The 18,966-nt window shown below is 44.6% G+C and carries 15 protein-coding genes; 4 read left to right on the forward strand and 11 right to left on the reverse strand.

The window, feature by feature from the left end; genetic code table 11:
- Positions 1-32 precede the first annotated feature (32 nt).
- On the forward strand, positions 33-836 hold the full coding sequence (locus ACTXGL_RS05770) for a lysophospholipid acyltransferase family protein (RefSeq protein ID WP_443525481.1): 804 nt from the start codon (positions 33-35) through the stop codon (positions 834-836).
- 175 nt (positions 837-1,011) lie between these two features.
- Here ACTXGL_RS05770 and ACTXGL_RS05775 read toward each other — a convergent pair whose 3' ends face one another.
- Both ACTXGL_RS05775 and ACTXGL_RS05780 read right to left on the reverse strand, forming a co-directional pair.
- Positions 1,012-2,052, reverse strand: a complete 1,041-nt coding sequence (locus tag ACTXGL_RS05775) for an aldo/keto reductase (protein ID WP_443525483.1) — start codon at positions 2,050-2,052, stop codon at positions 1,012-1,014.
- A 65-nt stretch (positions 2,053-2,117) separates the two neighbouring features.
- Complete coding sequence (locus ACTXGL_RS05780) at positions 2,118-2,615, reverse strand: FKBP-type peptidyl-prolyl cis-trans isomerase (RefSeq protein WP_443525485.1); 498 nt, start codon at positions 2,613-2,615, stop codon at positions 2,118-2,120.
- A 192-nt stretch (positions 2,616-2,807) separates the two neighbouring features.
- On the opposite strand from ACTXGL_RS05780, the gene ACTXGL_RS05785 reads away from it, so the two are divergent.
- Positions 2,808-3,464 (forward strand): DUF1294 domain-containing protein, encoded by a 657-nt coding sequence (locus ACTXGL_RS05785; RefSeq protein ID WP_443525487.1) that lies wholly within the window; start codon positions 2,808-2,810, stop codon positions 3,462-3,464.
- 143 nt (positions 3,465-3,607) lie between these two features.
- Here ACTXGL_RS05785 and lspA read toward each other — a convergent pair whose 3' ends face one another.
- The 4 genes from lspA to ACTXGL_RS05805 form a co-directional block, all read right to left on the reverse strand.
- Entirely contained in the window at positions 3,608-4,246 is a 639-nt protein-coding gene (gene lspA, locus ACTXGL_RS05790) for a signal peptidase II (protein ID WP_443525489.1), read from the reverse strand.
- Positions 4,239-7,100, reverse strand: coding sequence for an isoleucine--tRNA ligase (gene ileS, locus ACTXGL_RS05795; protein ID WP_443525491.1), 2,862 nt, complete (start codon positions 7,098-7,100; stop codon positions 4,239-4,241). Before ileS ends, lspA begins: the two co-directional genes overlap by 8 nt.
- Before the next feature lie 460 nt (positions 7,101-7,560).
- The gene (locus ACTXGL_RS05800) at positions 7,561-8,124 is read right to left on the reverse strand and encodes a protein disulfide oxidoreductase (RefSeq protein WP_443525493.1); all 564 of its coding nucleotides are present in this window, start codon (positions 8,122-8,124) and stop codon (positions 7,561-7,563) included.
- Between the two features lie 127 nt (positions 8,125-8,251).
- Positions 8,252-9,889 carry a carbon-nitrogen hydrolase family protein gene (locus ACTXGL_RS05805; RefSeq protein ID WP_443525495.1) on the reverse strand — a complete coding sequence of 546 codons (1,638 nt, stop codon included), beginning with the start codon at positions 9,887-9,889 and terminating at the stop codon, positions 8,252-8,254.
- Between the two features lie 533 nt (positions 9,890-10,422).
- Here ACTXGL_RS05805 and ACTXGL_RS05810 point away from each other — a divergent pair.
- Positions 10,423-11,052, forward strand: a complete 630-nt coding sequence (locus ACTXGL_RS05810; RefSeq protein ID WP_443525497.1) for a BLUF domain-containing protein — start codon at positions 10,423-10,425, stop codon at positions 11,050-11,052.
- 94 nt (positions 11,053-11,146) lie between these two features.
- On the opposite strand, the gene ACTXGL_RS05815 is transcribed toward ACTXGL_RS05810, so the two are convergent.
- Positions 11,147-12,589: an FAD-binding oxidoreductase gene (locus ACTXGL_RS05815; RefSeq protein ID WP_443525498.1), complete on the reverse strand. Its 1,443-nt coding sequence runs from the start codon at positions 12,587-12,589 to the stop codon at positions 11,147-11,149.
- 345 nt (positions 12,590-12,934) lie between these two features.
- Between ACTXGL_RS05815 and serA the strand changes: the two genes are divergently transcribed.
- Positions 12,935-14,161, forward strand: coding sequence for a phosphoglycerate dehydrogenase (gene serA, locus ACTXGL_RS05820; protein WP_443525500.1), 1,227 nt, complete (start codon positions 12,935-12,937; stop codon positions 14,159-14,161).
- Between the two features lie 106 nt (positions 14,162-14,267).
- Here the strand turns inward: serA and trhO are convergent, their stop codons facing one another.
- The 4 genes from trhO to metX all read right to left on the reverse strand — a co-directional run bounded on the left by trhO (position 14,268) and on the right by metX (position 18,528).
- Positions 14,268-15,341, reverse strand: a complete 1,074-nt coding sequence (trhO, locus tag ACTXGL_RS05825) for an oxygen-dependent tRNA uridine(34) hydroxylase TrhO (RefSeq protein WP_443525502.1) — start codon at positions 15,339-15,341, stop codon at positions 14,268-14,270.
- A 275-nt stretch (positions 15,342-15,616) separates the two neighbouring features.
- Positions 15,617-16,198: a tetratricopeptide repeat protein gene (locus ACTXGL_RS05830; protein WP_443525504.1), complete on the reverse strand. Its 582-nt coding sequence runs from the start codon at positions 16,196-16,198 to the stop codon at positions 15,617-15,619.
- 387 nt (positions 16,199-16,585) lie between these two features.
- Positions 16,586-17,203 (reverse strand): methionine biosynthesis protein MetW, encoded by a 618-nt coding sequence (gene metW, locus ACTXGL_RS05835; RefSeq protein WP_443525506.1) that lies wholly within the window; start codon positions 17,201-17,203, stop codon positions 16,586-16,588.
- Positions 17,200-18,528, reverse strand: coding sequence for a homoserine O-acetyltransferase MetX (gene metX / locus ACTXGL_RS05840; RefSeq protein ID WP_443525564.1), 1,329 nt, complete (start codon positions 18,526-18,528; stop codon positions 17,200-17,202). The genes metW and metX overlap by 4 nt, the downstream gene beginning before the upstream one ends.
- Between the last annotated feature and the right edge of the window lie 438 nt (positions 18,529-18,966).

Here is an 18,966-nt window from a genome sequence, read left to right on the forward strand (position 1 = left end):
TAAACACCCGTTATTTAATCATGAGGGCGCAGATGAGCCAAGCTAAATCAAGCTTTTCACTCAGACGACAGTTGGGCCGCGGCAAGCAAATCGCTGGTATGACCACGACCATGGTCGGCGGTTTACGTGCGGCACAGCGTATCGGTGCATTTAAGCAGCCACCACGCGAAAAACTACCACGCTATATTCAGACGTTTTGTCGCAAGATGGTAGGCTCGTTTGGGGTAAAAGTAGTTGAAGTTGAGCCTGTAGAGCAGCTTCACGGGTTATGGGTATCGAACCATGTCTCATGGATGGATATCCCTGTTGTTGGCACGGTAAGTCCAGCATTCTTTTTATCCAAAGCTGAGATTGGTGAGTGGCCTGTATTTGGCAAGCTCGCTCACGCCGCAGGGACGCTTTTCATTGAGCGTGGTTCCGGTGACGCAGGTTCAGTATCCTCACAAATAGCTGATTTCTTAGCCAAAGGTTTTTCGGTGGTGTTCTTCCCTGAAGCTACCACAACCAGTGGCAAAAAAATCAAGCGCATTCATGGGACACTGCTACAATCAGCCATAGACGCTGACGTACCTATCAGACCAATCATCATTGCTTATGTTGATAAAGAGGGCACCTTAAGTGATGCGCTACCATACTATGGCAAACTGACCATGAAAGAGAGCATGAAAAAAGTGCTCGATAGCAAAGATGTCACCGCTTATGTCTTACCATTAGCACCGATCGATCCAAAAGGCTGTACTAAAAGTGAGCTGACTAATGTATTGCAGGCACGTATGCAAGAAGGCTTAGCAGAGCTGCATTCAAGAGTGCTTAGCACAGGACTGATAGACTTGTAGTACCGAGTGCTTGTAGTGCTTTTAACGCAGTCCAGGCAATAAGCAGTCTAGCCAACAAAAAGGCGCAAACTGTGAGTTATATGACTCCGATTTGCGCCTTTTTTTGTGTTAGTGCTGATAGGCTGAATACAATATCACGCAGTAAACGCTATCAGCACTTATGTCCTCCAACGAGCTATGGTGATGGATTAGGCTGCTGCGCATGTACCGCTTCAATAGCCTCTAACACATCTGCTGTCAGCTCTACATTGACACTATCGATGTTTGATTTAAGCTGTTCGGTCGTCGTGGCGCCAATGATGTTACTGGTGACGAAGTGGCGAGAGTTCACAAAGGCTAATGACATCTGTGCCATATCTAGACCTGCCTCAGCGGCTATCTTGGCATATTGCTCAGTGGCTGATTTGGCTTGCTCATTCACATAACGCCCAAAACGCTCATACATCGTCAGGCGCGCACCAGCTGGACGTTTGCCATCGAGGTATTTACCAGACAACACACCAAAACCAAGCGGTGAATACGCAAGTAGACCAACATTCTCACGATGGGCAATCTCAGCCATATTAACTTCATACAACCGGTTCAACAAACTATATGGGTTTTGCACGGTAATGGGTGCAATCAAGCCGTTTTTATCCGCTTCCCATAAGTAGCGCATGAGACCCCAGGCGGTATCGTTTGATAAACCGTAAGCACGAATGCGACCTTTTTTGATCTCGTCGTTCAGCGCCTGAATGGTCTCTAGAAAGGGCGTTAAGTCATCTAATGACTGCGCTGCCATGTCTTCTGTATAGCCGCGCTGACCGAAAAAGTTTGTTTTACGCTCAGGCCAATGCAGCTGATAGATATCGATATAATCGGTTTGTAGACGCTCAAGGTTGCCGTCAATAGCGCTACTGATATGCTGCGCGTTAAAGCGCGTTTGACCATCGCGCAAAAAATCCATGGGTGATATTTTGCTAGCAAGAACAACTTTGTCACGCTGTTTGGTCTTGTCAAACCAAGTACCCATGAATCGCTCGGTATCACCCTGTTTGTCTTTGTCTGGTGGTGACGGATACATCTCGGCAGTATCCCAAAAGTTCACACCTTCAGAGAGTGCCATGTCCATTTGCTCATGAGCCTCAGCTTCATTGTTTTGCTGTCCCCAAGTCATCGTACCTAGACAGATCTTAGATACTTTTTCATCGAGTTGCGGTAATATTTGATACTGCATGCAAGTCTCCTTTTTGACTGTTTTTTATCGATATTTATTTTTAGAGGGGTTGTACTTATTGATGTTTACATCAATTTGATACCAGTAACACCAGGCGGTGTGACCTTAAAGACTTTTACTTTAAACAGAACATCTTGCCCTGCTAGTGGATGGTTGAAGTCTACTTCGACTTGGTCCTCATCGATGGCGCTGATCGTACCGGGTAGGGTGTTTTTGCCTTTGTCTTCGAACTCAACCATCATACCAATCTCTGGGTTGTCAGCGACGAGGGCAAACTGAGTACGGCTAAAGTGTTGGATGTTTTCAGGATTCCATTCGCCAAACGCTTGTTCTGGCTCAAGGTGAGCGGTACGCGTGTCACCGGCACGTAGGTTCATCAGCACTTGCTCAAAACCAGGCAACAAGCTCTCATCACCGATAGTCAATGACACAGGCGCATCTCGATTAAAGGTTGAGTCGATGATAGTGCCGTTTTCTAATGACACTTCAAAGTGCAGCTTTACAAGGCTACCGTAAGCGATACGAGTGTCTTCGTTTGGATTAATAAATTGAGATTGAGTCATAATAAAAAGCCATCGGTTGCTAGAATAAATGAATAGAAAATGCTGCGTTGGATTGCAGTCTCTTTAGTTGCAGTAATTACAGTATTATAGTGTAAGAAATAATAAGCCATCTAAGGCCAGATGTAAGCGTCAATAATGTAACGCATATGGTGTACTATAATTGGCAATTCTAAAAGATATGAGGTGTCGGTGGTGAATAAACAACAAGGCACTGTCAAAAAATGGCAGGATGATAAAGGGTTTGGCTTTATCGAAACCGAGGCAGGGGATTCAATCTTCTTTCATGTGAGTGAATTTAGAGCGCAGCGCCGTCCCAATGTTGGCGAGGCAGTGGTCTTTAGTATTGGACAAGATGAGCAAGGGCGCAGGCAAGCCAAGGAAGTACAGGAGCTTGGCTTTGTGCAGCAAAAAATGGCACAAAAGAACCAGCAGATCCGTCAGCGCAATCAGAAGCGTAACCATCAAGCAGAGTTTGAAGCAGGACAGAAGAAACGCTCGTTCCTTGGCATTGCCTTTTATGGTGTCTTAGCATTATTAGCAGCGACAGATAAACTGAGCTGGCTGGTGGTCGGCTGGTACGTAGTGCTAGGGGTTATTACTTATGGCATGTATGCCAAAGATAAGGCGGCCGCGCAAAGTGGCGACTGGCGTACGCCCGAGTCAACCTTGCACGTGCTGAGCGCGCTCGGCGGTTGGGTAGGCGCGCTATTGGCTCAGACGTATCTGCGTCACAAATCACAAAAGCCTGAATTTCGTGTGACCTATTATTTGACCGTTGTCATCAATATGGCAGGGTTGTTGTTTTTACTGGCAGGTGGCGGGTTAGAGGCTTTGACAGAGTTTTTCTAAAACGTTATCAGTAGGGCTTTGGTCAGTAGCATCAATACCTTTGCGATGAAAGTAATAAATAGGTCGAAAAAAAAGGTGGATTACGACTGCGTAACCCACCTTTTTTATTTATAAGTTGAATTAATATCTCTAGCTACATACATTTATGACCGTGGCATTTCACGCTTTTTTTCCAAAAACAGCATATCAATGATAATCAATAATACACCGATAGAGATACCAATATCCGCGATATTAAAAATTGGATAATGCCAAACATCAGCATAGTGCACATGGATAAAATCAATCACATGACCATGCAATAGACGATCGATGAGGTTACCAACTGCGCCGCCCAATACTAAAGCCAGACCAAATGATAGCAAGGTAGCCTTGCGCGGTGCTTTAATCAGATAAACAATCAAGACCAGTGACATGAGTAATGCCAGTCCCGAAAAAAACCACTTCTGCCAACCGCCCGCATCCGCTAAAAAGCTAAACGCCGCACCGTAATTATAAGCGAGTGTCCAATTGAGAAATGGCTCAATCACTGGCACTGGATCGTGAAAGGTCAGTTTGGTTTCTGCCAGCCATTTGGTCCATTGATCGATAATGACGATAATTATCGCCAGCGCATACCACATAAAAGCGCGACTGCCGTTAGCTACCATCTTTGGCACTTTAGTCAGACGACTTCTAGGCGTGGTCGAGCTACCTGTGGTCGCATGAGCAGGTTTAGGCGAATGGTCAACCTCAACCTGCGAGTCATGCGGGCTTTCAGGTGAATCCGTTGGGTTAGGCATAGTAACGCACCTCGCCGTCACCACTGACATTGGTCACGCAGCGCGCGCATAGTTCAGGGTGCGCGCTATCTGTGCCGATGTCATCACGAATGTGCCAGCAGCGTACGCACTTAGTACCGCTAGCTGCACTTACTTGTACGACTAAGTCCACAACCTCTTCTGTACTCTCTGCGTCCGTATCGTCTGTCTGCTTGACGCTATCAGCAGGTGCTTCGCTCATCGGTTTTAGCGCTGCTTTACTGGTAATCAATACAAAGCGCAGTTCTTCACCCAGCTTGGCTAAGCTCTCATGCATAGCACCGTCAGCATATAGGCTTACATCAGCAGACAAGTTAGCATTGATGATTTTTTCGCCACGTGCGGTCTCAATATGTTTGTTTACCATGTCTTTGGCAAACATAATGCGCTGCCAGTCATCGTTGCTGATGTCACTCAGCTCAAACGCTGGGAACTCGTACCACTCTTGAGTGAATACATAGCCGCCTTTGTCTGCTTCACGTTGGTTCAGCACTTCCCATGCTTCTTGCGCCGTGAATGACAAAATTGGTGTGATCCAGCGAATCAGTGCATGAGTGATATGGTAGATGGCCGTCTGTGCAGAGCGACGCGGCTGTCCATTTGCCTGCGTGGTGTACTGACGATCCTTGATAATATCTAGATAGAAACTACCCAAGTCTTGCGAGCAGAACGCCGTTACGTGCTGCGTGACCTGGTGAAAGTCCATCGCATCATAAGCACTCATAATTTGCGCTTGTACAGTTTGCGCACGCTCAATGATGAATTTATCAAGGCTAACCAACTCATTGATGTCAATGCTGTCAGTAGCTGGATCGAAGTCATCGGTATTGGCAAGTAAGAAACGCAGAGTATTACGGATACGGCGATATTGATCTATTGCCCCTTTAAATGATGCTTTACCAGCGCTCATCTCATAACGATAATCGCTAGACGCAATCCACAGACGCAGCATGTCAGCGCCCGTTTTATTGATCTCTTCTTGCGGGGTGATGATGTTGCCCAATGACTTACTCATCTTACGACCGTTTTCATCAACCACAAAGCCATGGGTCAATACCTGCTTGAACGGTGGACGCTCATATATGGCTTCTGAGGTCAGTAGAGAGGTCTGGAACCAACCGCGATGTTGGTCAGAGCCTTCTAGATACATATCAGCTGGATTAGTCAGCTCATCGCGCTGGTCAAGTACCGCAAAATGCGTCGTGCCCGAATCGAACCACACGTCCAACGTGTCCGTTGCTTTGTCATAGTCAGCCGCTTCATTGCCTAAGAAGTCCTCACAGCTGGCATCAAACCAAGCCTCAACACCGCCCTCAGCGATTTTTTGTGCGGCATTTTCCATCAGCTCAAGCGTGTTTGGGTGCAACTCGCCTGTTTCTTTGTGGGTAAAGAACGTAATTGGCACGCCCCACGTACGCTGACGTGAGATACACCAGTCAGGACGACCATTCATCATCGCCTCGATGCGGTTCTGTCCCCATGCTGGTGTCCAGTTCACCGACGGGATGTCAGCAAGCGCGCGAGCACGCAGACCCTGGGTTTCCATATTGATAAACCACTGCGGGGTCGCACGGAAAATAATTGGCGACTTATGACGCCAGCAATGCGGATAGCTGTGCTCGATTTTGGTATGGCTGACTAAGTGACCATTGTCATGTAGGGCAGCGATGATTTTTGGATTGGCTTTATAGATGTGCTCACCTGCAAATACCGCCGCGCTATCTAAATAAACGCCCGTACCGCCTACTGGGTTTTCAACAGGTAAGTTATATTTTAGACCCACGATATAATCGTCTAAACCGTGACCAGGTGCGGTATGTACCAGACCAGTACCACTATCGGTAGTGACATGATCGCCCAAGATGAGTGGCACTTGACGGTCTTCAATCAGTGGATGCTGAGCACGTAGGCCTTCAAGCTCACTACCTGATACAGTTGCTAAGATACCGTTATTGTCTAGTTTAAGCTCACTCAATGCAGTTTCAACCAGATCAGCAGCGAGTAGCAAATTGCCCCTTGAAGTCGCAACGACACTATAGTTATGCTCAGGATGGACTGAGATTGCTTGGTTAGCAGGCAGTGTCCACGGCGTGGTCGTCCAAATAACCGCAGCGATGTTATTTGCGATATCTGCCAATGCGGCTATTTTGTCCGTATCAAGTACATCAAAACTGACATAGATCGCGTCAGAGACCTTGTCTTGATATTCTACTTCAGCTTCTGCAAGAGCTGAGCTACAGTCCAAGCACCAGTTGACTGGCTTCATACCGCGCGTCACATGACCATTGTCATAGATTTTGGCAAGCGCGCGTACGATATTGGCTTCCTGCGCGAAGTTCATGGTCAAATAAGGGTTGTCCCAATCACCAAATACCCCTAAACGCTTGAAGTCTGCTTTTTGCAATTCAATCTGAGTGCTCGCATACTCGCGGCATAGACCGCGAAACTCAGTTGCTGAGACTTTTTTACCCACTTTACCAACTTTGGCTTCGACCTTTTGTTCGATCGGCAGACCATGACAGTCCCAACCAGGGACATAAGGCGCGTCAAATCCTGATAGCGTTTTTGATTTTACGATAATGTCTTTGAGTACTTTATTAACTGCATGACCCAAGTGAATCTGACCGTTGGCATACGGAGGGCCATCGTGCAAAATATACTTGGTCGCACCCTTACGTGCCTGACGAATTTTACCGTACACGTCATCTGCTTCCCAAGCAGCCAACCAATCTGGCTCGCGTTTGGCAAGGTTCGCACGCATCGCAAATGGCGTGTCCGCAAGGTTTAGCGTATCTTTGTAATCTTGGCTTGGGGTATCAGTGCTTTTATCAGTCATAGAAGATATCTTTTTAAAAGGTAGGTTTGTGTGTCGGTTCAAAACCGGCTATAAGGCTCGATTTCCAGTGTGGTTCAATTCAGTGTGGTTCAATATAGTACTGAGGGCCACGCGGTATTGATAATGCTTAATTACGAATAGTAGGTATATTGCTCATGATAGTCGGTTTATCAACCGTCATATCAGTAAATAGCCATTATCGCTTATTAGCCCATAAATAGTTATGTCAATAATAAATGGTAATGAGACGATTGCAACATAAAATATGCTTGTATAAATAATAGGAAAAAATATTTAGATCGGCAGCTATTATATGACAAAAAGGGTAGGGTAAAAAGAGCTGAGCAATCTCATCCTTATTTTGACCAATATCAATCGTTTATCTACGTTATATGTCGTTGATGAGAGTATAACGATGACCTCTTTTTGAAATGATTTTTAAAAAAGTCAGGTTCAGTCGCTAAAAAACAGAGGCGAGCCATAAGCGTAGCTTCAACGACCATAATGGCTGTATGCCAGTCAGTCCTTGCGTCATTTTGCCATTCTCTAACACCACATATGATGGGGTAACTTGCCCTTGCCAATCGTCAAAGATATCGCCCTCTTGATCATTTATCGTCCTAAAACTAAAATCGTTTTCATCAAGGTAGCTATGTAAGTCCAGATCAGAGCCTGACTGGACAGCGATGGTAACAACAGGATAGTTATCTGCCGCTAGCTTATTGATGGTAGGTGAAGTAAAGCTACAGACTGAACACCATGTACCCCAGAAGTATACTAGCGTCGGCTGTTCATAACTCAACTTAGCCAGATCAATAGTCTCTCCCTGATAACCAGTCAGTTGCAATTGCGGACTGGCTGGCATGACCGGTTGTCGCCACCAGTTGACCGCTGTATAGATGACTGCGAACATCAAGCCATATATCACGACCGTTTTTAGGATAGATAATATCTTTTGCTTTGTTGTCTTGGCAGGGTTTACTTCTTGATGCTTAACTTCTTGATGCATAGTATCAATTGTCATTACGTCAGCTTTTTGGTTTAGATGAGTCTATTTAATAAATGAGTGAGTAGATAGTAGATAAAAATAAACGGCTGAAAATCAGCCGTATTATTTATAAAGTCTACTATAAGTGCGCTACGTCAACCTATTATGGCTTTTGCGCGCGGTTTTGTAGCGGATCACCGATGAGTACGCTACCTGAGTTTTCACGGCGCTGCTCATCAGTTAATTTGCTCGCTGGAACTTTGGATTTTCGCTTCCATTTCAAGCTAAACAAGTCATCACGGCGATCAATCAAGTTATGTACTGAACCTTCATGGCGGACATGAGTAAGTTTGTCTAAGTTTACATCAGAGAAGAATACCATCTCCGTGTTGGCAGTGGTTTCTGCCATAATCGCATCATGCGGGAACGCAAAATCTGACGGTGAAAAAATTGACGACTGAGCGTACTGAATATCCAAGCTCTCTACTTGTGGCAAGTTGCCTACCGAGCCGCAAATCATGACATAGCATTCGTTCTCGATCGCACGCGCTTGGGCACAATGACGTACACGCAGATAGCCGTTTTTGGTGTCTGTCCAGAAAGGTACGAATAAAATATCCATATCGTCAAGTGCCATCAGACGGGCAAGCTCAGGGAACTCAACATCGTAGCAAACCAAGATACCGATGCGCCCAGCATCTGTGTCAAACACTTTGACTTCATCACCACCTTCGATAACCCAAGCACTGCGTTCATGCGGGGTAATGTGGATTTTGCGTTGTTCTTCAACCGTACCATCGCGGCGACACAAGTAGCTGACGTTGTATAGCGTATCGTCTTCATCCAAATACGGCATAGAGCCTGTAATCACATTAACGTTATAACTGACCGCTAAGTGCGAAATCTCATTTTTGAACCACTCGGTATAACCTGCCAAAAAGCGAATGGCAATATTTTGATCTGTTTCTTCACATAGCCCCATCAATGGTGCATTAAAGAACTCAGGCAAGCACGCGAAGTCTGAGTTGTAATCAGCCATGATATCGACAAAGAATTCAACCTGTTGTAGTAGCTCTTCAGGAGATTCAACTTCACGCATTTGCCACTGAATACCACCGATGCGCACTTCAGATTTGCGTGTGTTGGGTTTGTAGTCTTTAGGCTCATAATAGATGTTGGCCCACTCAAGCAAGGTAGCAAAACCTTTTGATTGCTTATCGTCTGGTAAATAAGCGGTCAAGATACGTTTGACAATAAAGCCATTTGATAACTGAAAAGACAGCGCTGAATCGTGAATTTCACGGCTTTCGACCGCATCGATGTACTCGCCTGGGGTCAGGTCTTTATGATTGTGGTAATTAGGAATACGGCCGCCGGCAAGGATAGAGCGGAAATTCAACTGACGACACAGCTCTTTACGAGCATCATAAAGACGGCGACCTAGGCGATAGCCACGATAATCAGGATCAATCAGCGCGTCCAAACCGTAAATCGCATCACCTTCAGGGTTGTCTCTGATGATTTCTTTTTGCCCAATCAAATCATCATAGGTGTGCGGGTTAGAGAACTTTGCATAATCGACACGCATCGAGAGCACGATACCGATCAGTTGGTCATGGTCAAACAAAGCAATCTGACCTTCAGGAAAAGCATCAATTAAAGTATGAATGGTTGTCTTTGACCATGCACCACCTAAGTTTACATAGACCCGATCCATTAATGCTTTTAGTTGTGGGTAGTCTTTTTTCTTAATTTCAGCGATCGTAAGATGAAAGTCGTCTAGCTTTTCAATTTTGCTCATAATATTCCTGTGTTAAGTCTCTACTAAATTTGAGTATGTCTAAGATAAAGATATTAAAAACTGTATTCTGTCAATTTTTTATAAAAAAACCAATAAAAATATGTCAATAACCAGACAGAGCCGTTACAATGATTTATTGCCGTATTTACAATAGGTTATAGTCACATCTTATGCCGTATTGCTCAGTATGTTTGAGGTTTATTTTGACTACTATAGAAAGCAAACGGCAGTAACTATTGCCTGCTGTACTGTATGATCTTTATCGCATCATCAATAGCGAAAAAACATAATCATACAATGCTTTCATAACGGTTATTGTTTTGCTATTTATTATATAAATACATAATCTAAGTAATATCTATCAGTACCCTTCATTTTGCTTGCTATGATAGCAAGCTGCAGAGGTAATAATAGTCCTACGTAGTAATTATTTGCTACGTTTGTGTGAGTCAGTATCTTTATTTACTTCAGGCATAGTATCGTTTTGCTTGTTTCATTTAGCCGTATTTATCGGCTTTTAGGATTGTTTTATTATGCCCTCAAATCGTAGCAATAGAATCAAGAGATGGGAAGATATAGAAGAATCAGCACTGGTCCAGCTGGTTTATGTGAGTACATTGACCATCAGCTCACGCCTGAATACTTCTATTTTTGATGAAGTAGAAGGACATGCTCGTAATTACAACGAGCAGCACGGTATTACCGGTACTTTATGTTATGGCAATGGTCATTTTTTACAGTGTATCGAAGGCGAGAAAAGACACGTATTTGCGCTTAAAGAGCGTATATTTGCGGACAGTCGTCACAAAAACATCGAAGTATTGTTACTGGAAGTGATCAATCATCGTGGCTTTACTGATTGGCGTATGCGTTTACTGTTTTTGGAGCGCTGGCTATGGTCGCCTGCTACCAAAGAACAAGCAGCACAGCTGTCGCCGTTTTTGCCATTTGCACCGCACGGTTGGTCATCTGATCGTACAGAGCGGTTTTTGCAAACGATCAAAACCTTTGATAGTCCACCGCATATCAAAGCGGCAGGCATCACTTACAATGCATTGGGTAACATGTTTCGCCATATTGCAGCACCGCATCAGGCATTTTTGATCATTCAAGGGTTTTTAAGTGTGTTGCTGGTCGTCGCGCTGATACTGTTATATTTATAAACGATAGATATTAGCCATAAAAAAGACGCTAAGCCTGATGGTTTAGCGTCTTTTTTGTGACAAAGCATTGGAGTATATTTGTGAACTCTAATGCTTACATATCAAAAATCTTACCACGGTTCATAATGTTATTTGGATCAAAGACTCTTTTGATGTCTCGCAAGTAATTGATCTCAGTTTCGCTGCGACTATATTGTAGATAAGGCTTTTTTGTCATACCTACGCCATGCTCAGCAGATACTGAACCGCCGTATTTTTGTACGGTTTCAAACACGTGTTTATTCACCACCTGACATTCTGCAAAGAAATCATCCTTGCTCATGTTCTCAGGTTTCAAGATATTAAGATGCAAGTTACCATCGCCGATATGACCGAACCAGCAGACTTCAAAATCTGGATAGTTAGTGCTCACAATGCTATCGATCTCTTCGATAAAATGAGGCACATGACTAATCAGTACAGAGACATCATTCTTATAAGGCGTAAACACTGAGATGGTCTCAGAGATATATTCACGCAGTTTCCACAGCTCTGCCGCTTGCGTCAAACTTTGGCTCATCACACCATCGACGACCCAGCCTTGCTCCATACAGTGCTCAAATATAGCCATGGCCTTATCCATGATAGGCTCATAAGGCGCTTCGAACTCTAGTAGGGTATAAAACTTGGTACGTGATTCAAACGGCTCTTGTACTTGACCATGTGCCATCAGCTTATCAATTGCCACGTCATCAAAGAACTCAAACGCAGTCAGATCAATCTGTGCTTGAAAGGCAGAGAGTACATTCATGACATCATTAAAGCTGTCCATACCAAGCACCATAACGTTTAAGTCTTGTGGCTGACGCTCAAGCTTGATCTGTGCATGGGTGACGAGCCCAAGCGTGCCTTCACTACCGATGAACAATTGACGCAAATCATAACCCGTAGCGTTTTTTACCATGCCGCGATTGAGGTGCAAGATATCACCTTTACCCGTGACGACGGTCAGACCCATGATCCATTGACGAGTCATGCCATAGCGAATGACTTTGATGCCGCCTGCGTTGGTGCCGATATTACCGCCCATCTGACTAGAGCCTGCCGAAGCAAAATCGACAGGGTAATATAGCTCTTTTGATTCAGCGAACTGTTGCAGTTGCTCTGTGATGACACCTGCTTCAATCTCGACCATACGATCAGCAGGATAGAACTGCCCAATCTGGTTCATTTTATCCATACTAACGACAATCTCACCGTTGGCTGCTACTGCACCAGCAGACAGTCCAGTACGACCGCCACTTGGGGTCAGCACGACGTTGTGCTCATTAGCCAGTAGCACAATGGCTTGTACTTGCTCAGTGCTCTTTGGAAAGACGATGGCAGCGGCAGCAGGGGCGAAGTGCTTGGTCCAGTCTTTGCCCCAATGCTCTAAGCTCTCCGCATCGGTTTTGATTTGGCTGGGGTCAAATTGATGAGTGTCAGTCAGTGTGCTCAAGATCGTTTGCACAGCAGTGGTGTTGGTATCGGATATGGGCTGATCGGTAATGGTCGTCATGGTCAACTCTCAATATTAGCGTAAGCACGATGCTAGGAATGTTGGTACTGCTTATTATATAGCGAAACAACTATAAATTCAGTGATGAGTCTGCTCGTGATAACAATAAGTGGGTGGTGGTTTTTACAAATAAGAAGCGATCAATGATAAAAAAGCAGTTCGATAGGTTTTAAGTAGAATGATTCACTATAGCATAAAAATTTTTCAGGCTTGATAACCAATAATTCATCTAATCTGCTAACATCGACCTCAAATTTTGTGTAAGATATCGGGACTGTTTTCGTTTCATCCATCATAGATTATCCAACAGATAATCTTATAAAACAATTATAGGACAGTTCTCATATGGCGTTATCACTACAAAAAGACAAAATCCGGTTTTTATTGCTTGAAGGTCTACATGACAATGCCCTAAAAGTACTAGAAGGCGCTGGTTATCACAACATCGAGAATATCAGTCACGCACTAGACAAAGATGAGCTGATTGAGAAAATCAAAGACGCTCATTTTATCGGTATTCGTTCGCGTACTCAGCTGACGCGCGAAGTACTTGAGCATGCGCACAAGCTTATCGGCATTGGGTGCTTTTGTATTGGTACCAACCAAGTAGACCTAGAGGCAGCTCGTGACTTAGGTATTCCTGTCTTTAACGCGCCATTCTCGAACACCCGTTCGGTGGCCGAGCTGGTACTGGCTGAAGCCATCATGCTGTACCGCGGTATCCCTGAAAAGAATGCCACTGTACATCGCGGCGGCTGGGGTAAGTCTGCGACCAACTCACACGAAGTGCGCGGTAAGACTATCGGTATCGTCGGTTACGGCTCTATCGGCTCGCAGTTGTCTGTACTGGCAGAGAGCTTCGGCATGAAAGTCATCTATCATGATGTCGTGACCAAATTGCCGTTAGGTAATGCGGTACAAGTAGGTAGCCTAGAAGAGCTACTATCAACGGCTGATATCGTGACCTTGCATGTACCTGATGTGCCAAGCACTCGCTATATGATGAAAGCGGAGCAGTTCGCTCAAATGAAAGACGGCAGTTACTTTATCAATGCGGCACGTGGTACCTGTGTCGAGATTGACGATCTGGCGGCTGTGCTTGAGTCTGGTAAAGTATTGGGCGCGGCTATCGATGTGTTCCCAAAAGAGCCAAAATCAGCGGACGAAGAGTTTGAGTCACCACTGCGTAAGTTCGATAATGTGATTTTGACGCCGCATATCGGTGGGTCAACGCAAGAAGCTCAGGCCAATATCGGCCTTGAAGTCGCAGATAAGTTCGTTAGATACTCTGACCAAGGTGATACAGCGACTGCGGTAAACTTCCCAGAAGTGTCTATTCCGTTCAAAGAAAACTCGCATCGTCTGCTACATATCCACAAAAACGTACCAGGTGTACTATCGCAGATTAACCGTTTGTTTGCTGAAGCAGGGATTAACATCCTAGCACAGAGCCTAATGACGGAAGGTGATGTTGGTTATCTAGTCATGGATGTCGATTACAATGACTCAACAGCTGCACTAGATCAGTTAAAAGATGTGGAAGAGACTATCCGCGTACGCATTTTATTCTAATATAGTCAATTCATTAGAAAAAAGTGACAGCGTTAACCTCGTTTGAAGTTAAAAAAAGAGAGGCTCTATTTAATAGAGCCTCTCTTTTTATTTTGCCAAATCTAAACTAGTTGGCTTTTGCTTTATTGGCAGCTTCTGCTTGTAGACGCGCTTCAGTCTTAGCGACTTTACGCTTTTCGATGACGTCTATTACGTCACTACCGATATGAGCTTCGCCGCGTTGTTTTGCCAACTGCATTTGGTGCTCACGCTCACGGAAACGGGCTTTTTGCTCATCGGTTGCCTTGTCGATACAGTGTGGGCAAGACTCGCCTTTGATATAGGCAGGACTTTGCATATCCTCAGCGGTGATCGGCATACGGCAAGCAAAACACTGCTCGTAGCTGCCTTTTTCTAAATTGTGATTGACCGATACACGGTTGTCAAAGACGAAGCAATCACCTTGCCACATAGAGTCGCTGGCAGGAACTTCTTCTAGGTATTTTAGAATGCCGCCTTCTAGATGATAGACTTCTTCAAACCCTTGCTCACGCAAATAGGCAGTAGATTTCTCACAGCGAATACCGCCCGTACAGAACATGGCGACTTTTTTGTGCTTGGTGGGGTCCAGCTCTTTTGAGACGTACTCTGGAAACTCACGGAAGGTTTCCGTATTTGGATTGACCGCATTTTGGAAAGTGCCGATTTGCACCTCGTAATCGTTACGCGTGTCGATCAAGGTGACCTCAGGATCTGAGATTAGTGCATTCCATTCGCTCGGCTTAACGTAGCGACCAACAGACTCTAATGGGTCGATGTTTTCTACGCCCATGGTAACGATTTCTTTTTTTAGTTTTACCTTGGTACGATAAAACGGCTGTGCATCAGTATAAGACTCTTTAAAAGTAAACGTACCAATGGCTTCAATACTGCGTAGATAGTCAAGTACAGTATCAATACCTTGGCGCGTACCAGAAATCGTTCCGTTGATGCCTTCACTTGCCAGCAACAATGTGCCTTTGACGTCATTACCTAGCATAGTATTTAGGATAGGCTCACGATAGTGCTCAAAATCGGCAAAGCGTGTGAACTTATATAATGCAGCAACGACGATGTTGTTGGTAATGCTATCGTAGACAGGTGCTGACTGGTTATCCGTTATCGCGTTTTCTTTGGTATTACTATCTTGGTTAGTGCTCATGTCTCTCTCCTGCTGGCTAGGTCGCAAACCTAGTGCAATGGTAATAAAAAAGTAGATAGATATATAACATTAGCTCAATTGTGGGATTACTAATGCGCGCGTAGTGTAGCAAATTTTAATAAGGTTTTGAATAGCTTATCGTGTTTGAGCCGAAACCGTTAAAAAGGATCGGCAGTTTCTCTATCAATTGATGGTTTCTTCATAAGATAAAAAACAAAAAAGCCCAGTAAAATACTGAGCTTCTTTATATTCAATGCGTCACGCAAAACCAGCGTTTATTTACTCTGGAACCAAGTGTCTGCTTTGGTACGTGCGCTGGCAATGTCATCACTTGATAAGTTTAATGCCAACTGACCGATTTTACCGCGTGCTTTATTACGGACTTTTTCATCTAGCATGCCATCACGGGCAGCCAAATCATACCACTTATAAGCATCGACCAGATTCTTTTGCTTTTCATCTAATAGGGCAAGTGTATAGCTGGCACGGTTATCACCACGCATGGCGGCTTTCTCCAACCACAGACGTGCTTGTTGCAGGTTAGGCTGTACGCCTTCACCGCGTAAGTACATAATAGCAAGGTTTAGCTGAGCAGGAGCAACGCCTTGTTGAGCCGCTTTGGTGTACCACTGGATTGCTTGTTGGGTATTTTGGGCAATACCTTCACCTTTTTGCAAACGCTTGGCTAGATAGAACTGAGCGTGATCGTTGCCTTGAGAAGCACGACTAGACAACTCGCTAATAGGCATAAGCTCAAAACGTGAGGTATCAAGCGGTACATTTGATATTAACTCAGCATTGGCTAAACCAGCACAAGAGAATAATGCAGTAAACAACGCAGCTTTTAATAATTTCATAGCAGCTCCAAAATTAGGCAGTTAATAAGCAAAAAAATTGTACCGCCAAAGTGTTTTAGACGGCGATAACAACTAGGTGACATCTTGCGATATGAACTTACCTAATCATTAGCAATGGGTTTTATCATTTTTGTATCGTCGCTTGAACCCCAATAATTAGACAGACGGTCGTAATAGTAGGGTGGCTGACAACATTTTGCTAGCTTAACACCCAAACTTACGAAACTCAAATACTAATTACAAGATTTCATAGTCATCTATACCTGATTGTCCCTATTAAAATCATAGAGTTACTATAAGACAATAACCAATTGACTGTTTGACGGGCACGAATATCTACTGATGAGCACGTTGTTATTTGCGTCAGTATAAATCAAACAACTGACATTACTTCGGTTTTTTCTTCGTTACTCGGTAGATAGCAACATCTGCTAACAAATTAGGCGCTTGGCGTATGAGCGCTTTCATCAATGGTGTATGTCCTTTCTCAGAATCACTAACAGCAAAACGATTGATAATATGAATATCATGCTGCGCGCATAGCTGCTCAAAGTCCTTGAATGTACACAGATGAATGTTTGGGGTGTTGTACCACTCATAAGGCAGCGCTTCTGAAACAGGCATCATGCCTTTAAGCCCTAGATGGATACGGTTTTGCCAATGGGCAAAATTAGGGAAGGTAATGACCGCTTCACGAGCAACTCTCAACATATCAAGCAATAGTACGTCAGGGGACTTTACCGCTTGCAGGGCACGCGCCATGACCACCGTATCAAAACTGTCATCAGCGAAACGCGCCAGCCCATCGTTTAGATCCTGCTCAATAATCGATAAGCCATTACCAATGGCCTCATTGATTTTGTCTTCATCAATCTCAAGCCCATAGCCTGTTACGCCCAGCTTTTGTTGCAAATGTGCGAGGAGTTCGCCATTGCCACAGCCCAAATCAAGTACGTGTGCTTGCGGCGCAATCCAGCGCTCTGCCAATTGGTGATCCATTCTCATGAGCGCTCTCCTGTGGCTTGGCGACTAGGGGTAATAAAAGGCGCCGTCAAAAACCCTTCGACCGCACCCATGTAGCGTGGGATATCAAATAAGAAAGAATCATGACCATGCGGGGCATCAATATTGATATAACTGACGGGTTTGCCTGTTGCCATTAGCGCGTCCACGATCTCTTGCGAGCGCTCGGGTGCAAAGCGCCAATCAGTGGTAAATGACACGACTAGATATTGACACTGCGTATGAGCAAGAGCAGCTTTGAGCGCAGACAGTTCTTGCTGACGATCAGATTCAATCTCTTCAATCGTCGCTACCGTACCTTCTAACTCATTTTGTGTGTTTTTCTTATCCGTCTCAACAGCCGCTGCGATTGAATCCTCTAGCGGTACAGCAGACTCTGTACTGTCTTTCACTACGGCTGATGGGTAGCCACGCGTCGGATCAAAATAGTCTAGCGCTTTGGTCATAAGCAGATAGGTATTGGCATCGAAGTTTTCACTAAAGCGCTCGCCTTGATAACGCAGATAGCTTTCAACCTGAAACTCGACATCGTAGCCATACATAAATTTGCCAGATTTCAAATCACGGCCAAATTTGGCTTTCATCGCGTCATCAGTCAGATAGGTGATATGACCGACCATGCGTGCCAGTATGAGACCGCGGCGAGGGTATGTGCCCGCTTGGATATAACGTCCATCTTTAAAGTCAGGATCGGATAATATAGATTGGCGCGCTACTTCGTTGAAGGCGATATTTTGAGCAGATAGCTTTGGCGTACTGGCGATAACCACACAGCGCTTTAACCGCTCTGGATAATCAACAGACCATTGTAGCGCTTGCATACCGCCCATTGAGCCACCAACGATGGCGTGCCAAACGTCGATGCCTAGGCGATCTGATAACATGGCTTGGGTTTTCACCCAGTCTTTAATGGTGATCAGCGGAAAATCAGGACCATAAACTTGTGGCTCACTGCTGCTATTTGTATTGCTAGTATCTGAGCCAACGCTATCTGGGTTGATAGTAGTAGGACCTGTCGAACCAAAACAGCTACCGATATTATTGACGCATACCACATAGAACCGATTAGTATCGATAGCTTTATTAGGACCGATCATATTGTCCCACCAGCCCGCTTTTTTGTCGTCGCTGTTATGAAAACCTGCGGCGTGGTGGTTACCTGATAGTGCATGGCAAATCAAAATAGCATTTGAGTGGTCGCTATTGAGTGTCCCATAAGTCTCTACCATTAAGTCAAAAGAGGGTAGAGTCCGGTTGCACTCCAGGGTCAATGGTTCAGCAAAATGGTAATTCTGTGGCGAAACAATACCGACTGATCTAGCAGCAGAATTGGTTGGGCTGCTGGCTTTGGCATGAGAGTTGGGTTGCTGGTCATTAGTGTTATCAGAGCGTGCGTTCAAAGCTACCTCACAGGACGACAATCATCAATAAAATAAAAACAAAATGGCAAACGGTTGGCAGACTATTTTGCCTACCCAATTTTTATAAGCAGGGCTTGCCTATTGTATGGCGATGCGCGTAGGAGTACAACCTTTCAACAAACCTTTCGAGTGTCATCCCTGTAGCAAATAGGTCATAGACGAATAATGAATAAGTGCCAAATATAATGAATAAGGAAAGAATAAAGGACAACTGCGTATCAAATTGTATAAGAGTGCTTTTGCCATGCGCTATTTATGGATAAAATGCTACACTAAAGATGTCTATATTCCATAGTGTCTACACAATCCTGCGTTCTCTTATTG

Source organism: Psychrobacter sp. T6-6 (assembly GCF_052258185.1).
Classification (GTDB): Bacteria; Pseudomonadota; Gammaproteobacteria; order Pseudomonadales; family Moraxellaceae; genus Psychrobacter.

What these genes read in the sequence shown, in the direction of transcription:
- ileS (WP_443525491.1), bottom strand. Translation starts at nt 7,100, where the DNA reads ATGACTGATAAAAGCACTGATACCCCAAGCCAAGATTACAAAGATACG.
- ACTXGL_RS05780 (WP_443525485.1), bottom strand. Translation starts at nt 2,615, where the DNA reads ATGACTCAATCTCAATTTATTAATCCAAACGAAGACACTCGTATCGCT.
- ACTXGL_RS05815 (WP_443525498.1), bottom strand. Translation starts at nt 12,589, where the DNA reads ATGACGACCATTACCGATCAGCCCATATCCGATACCAACACCACTGCT.
- ACTXGL_RS05810 (WP_443525497.1), top strand. Translation starts at nt 10,423, where the DNA reads ATGCCCTCAAATCGTAGCAATAGAATCAAGAGATGGGAAGATATAGAA.
- ACTXGL_RS05775 (WP_443525483.1), bottom strand. Translation starts at nt 2,052, where the DNA reads ATGCAGTATCAAATATTACCGCAACTCGATGAAAAAGTATCTAAGATC.
- ACTXGL_RS05770 (WP_443525481.1), top strand. Translation starts at nt 33, where the DNA reads ATGAGCCAAGCTAAATCAAGCTTTTCACTCAGACGACAGTTGGGCCGC.
- ACTXGL_RS05830 (WP_443525504.1), bottom strand. Translation starts at nt 16,198, where the DNA reads ATGAAATTATTAAAAGCTGCGTTGTTTACTGCATTATTCTCTTGTGCT.
- metW (WP_443525506.1), bottom strand. Translation starts at nt 17,203, where the DNA reads ATGAGAATGGATCACCAATTGGCAGAGCGCTGGATTGCGCCGCAAGCA.
- serA (WP_443525500.1), top strand. Translation starts at nt 12,935, where the DNA reads ATGGCGTTATCACTACAAAAAGACAAAATCCGGTTTTTATTGCTTGAA.
- lspA (WP_443525489.1), bottom strand. Translation starts at nt 4,246, where the DNA reads ATGCCTAACCCAACGGATTCACCTGAAAGCCCGCATGACTCGCAGGTT.
- ACTXGL_RS05800 (WP_443525493.1), bottom strand. Translation starts at nt 8,124, where the DNA reads ATGACAATTGATACTATGCATCAAGAAGTTAAGCATCAAGAAGTAAAC.
- trhO (WP_443525502.1), bottom strand. Translation starts at nt 15,341, where the DNA reads ATGAGCACTAACCAAGATAGTAATACCAAAGAAAACGCGATAACGGAT.
- ACTXGL_RS05805 (WP_443525495.1), bottom strand. Translation starts at nt 9,889, where the DNA reads ATGAGCAAAATTGAAAAGCTAGACGACTTTCATCTTACGATCGCTGAA.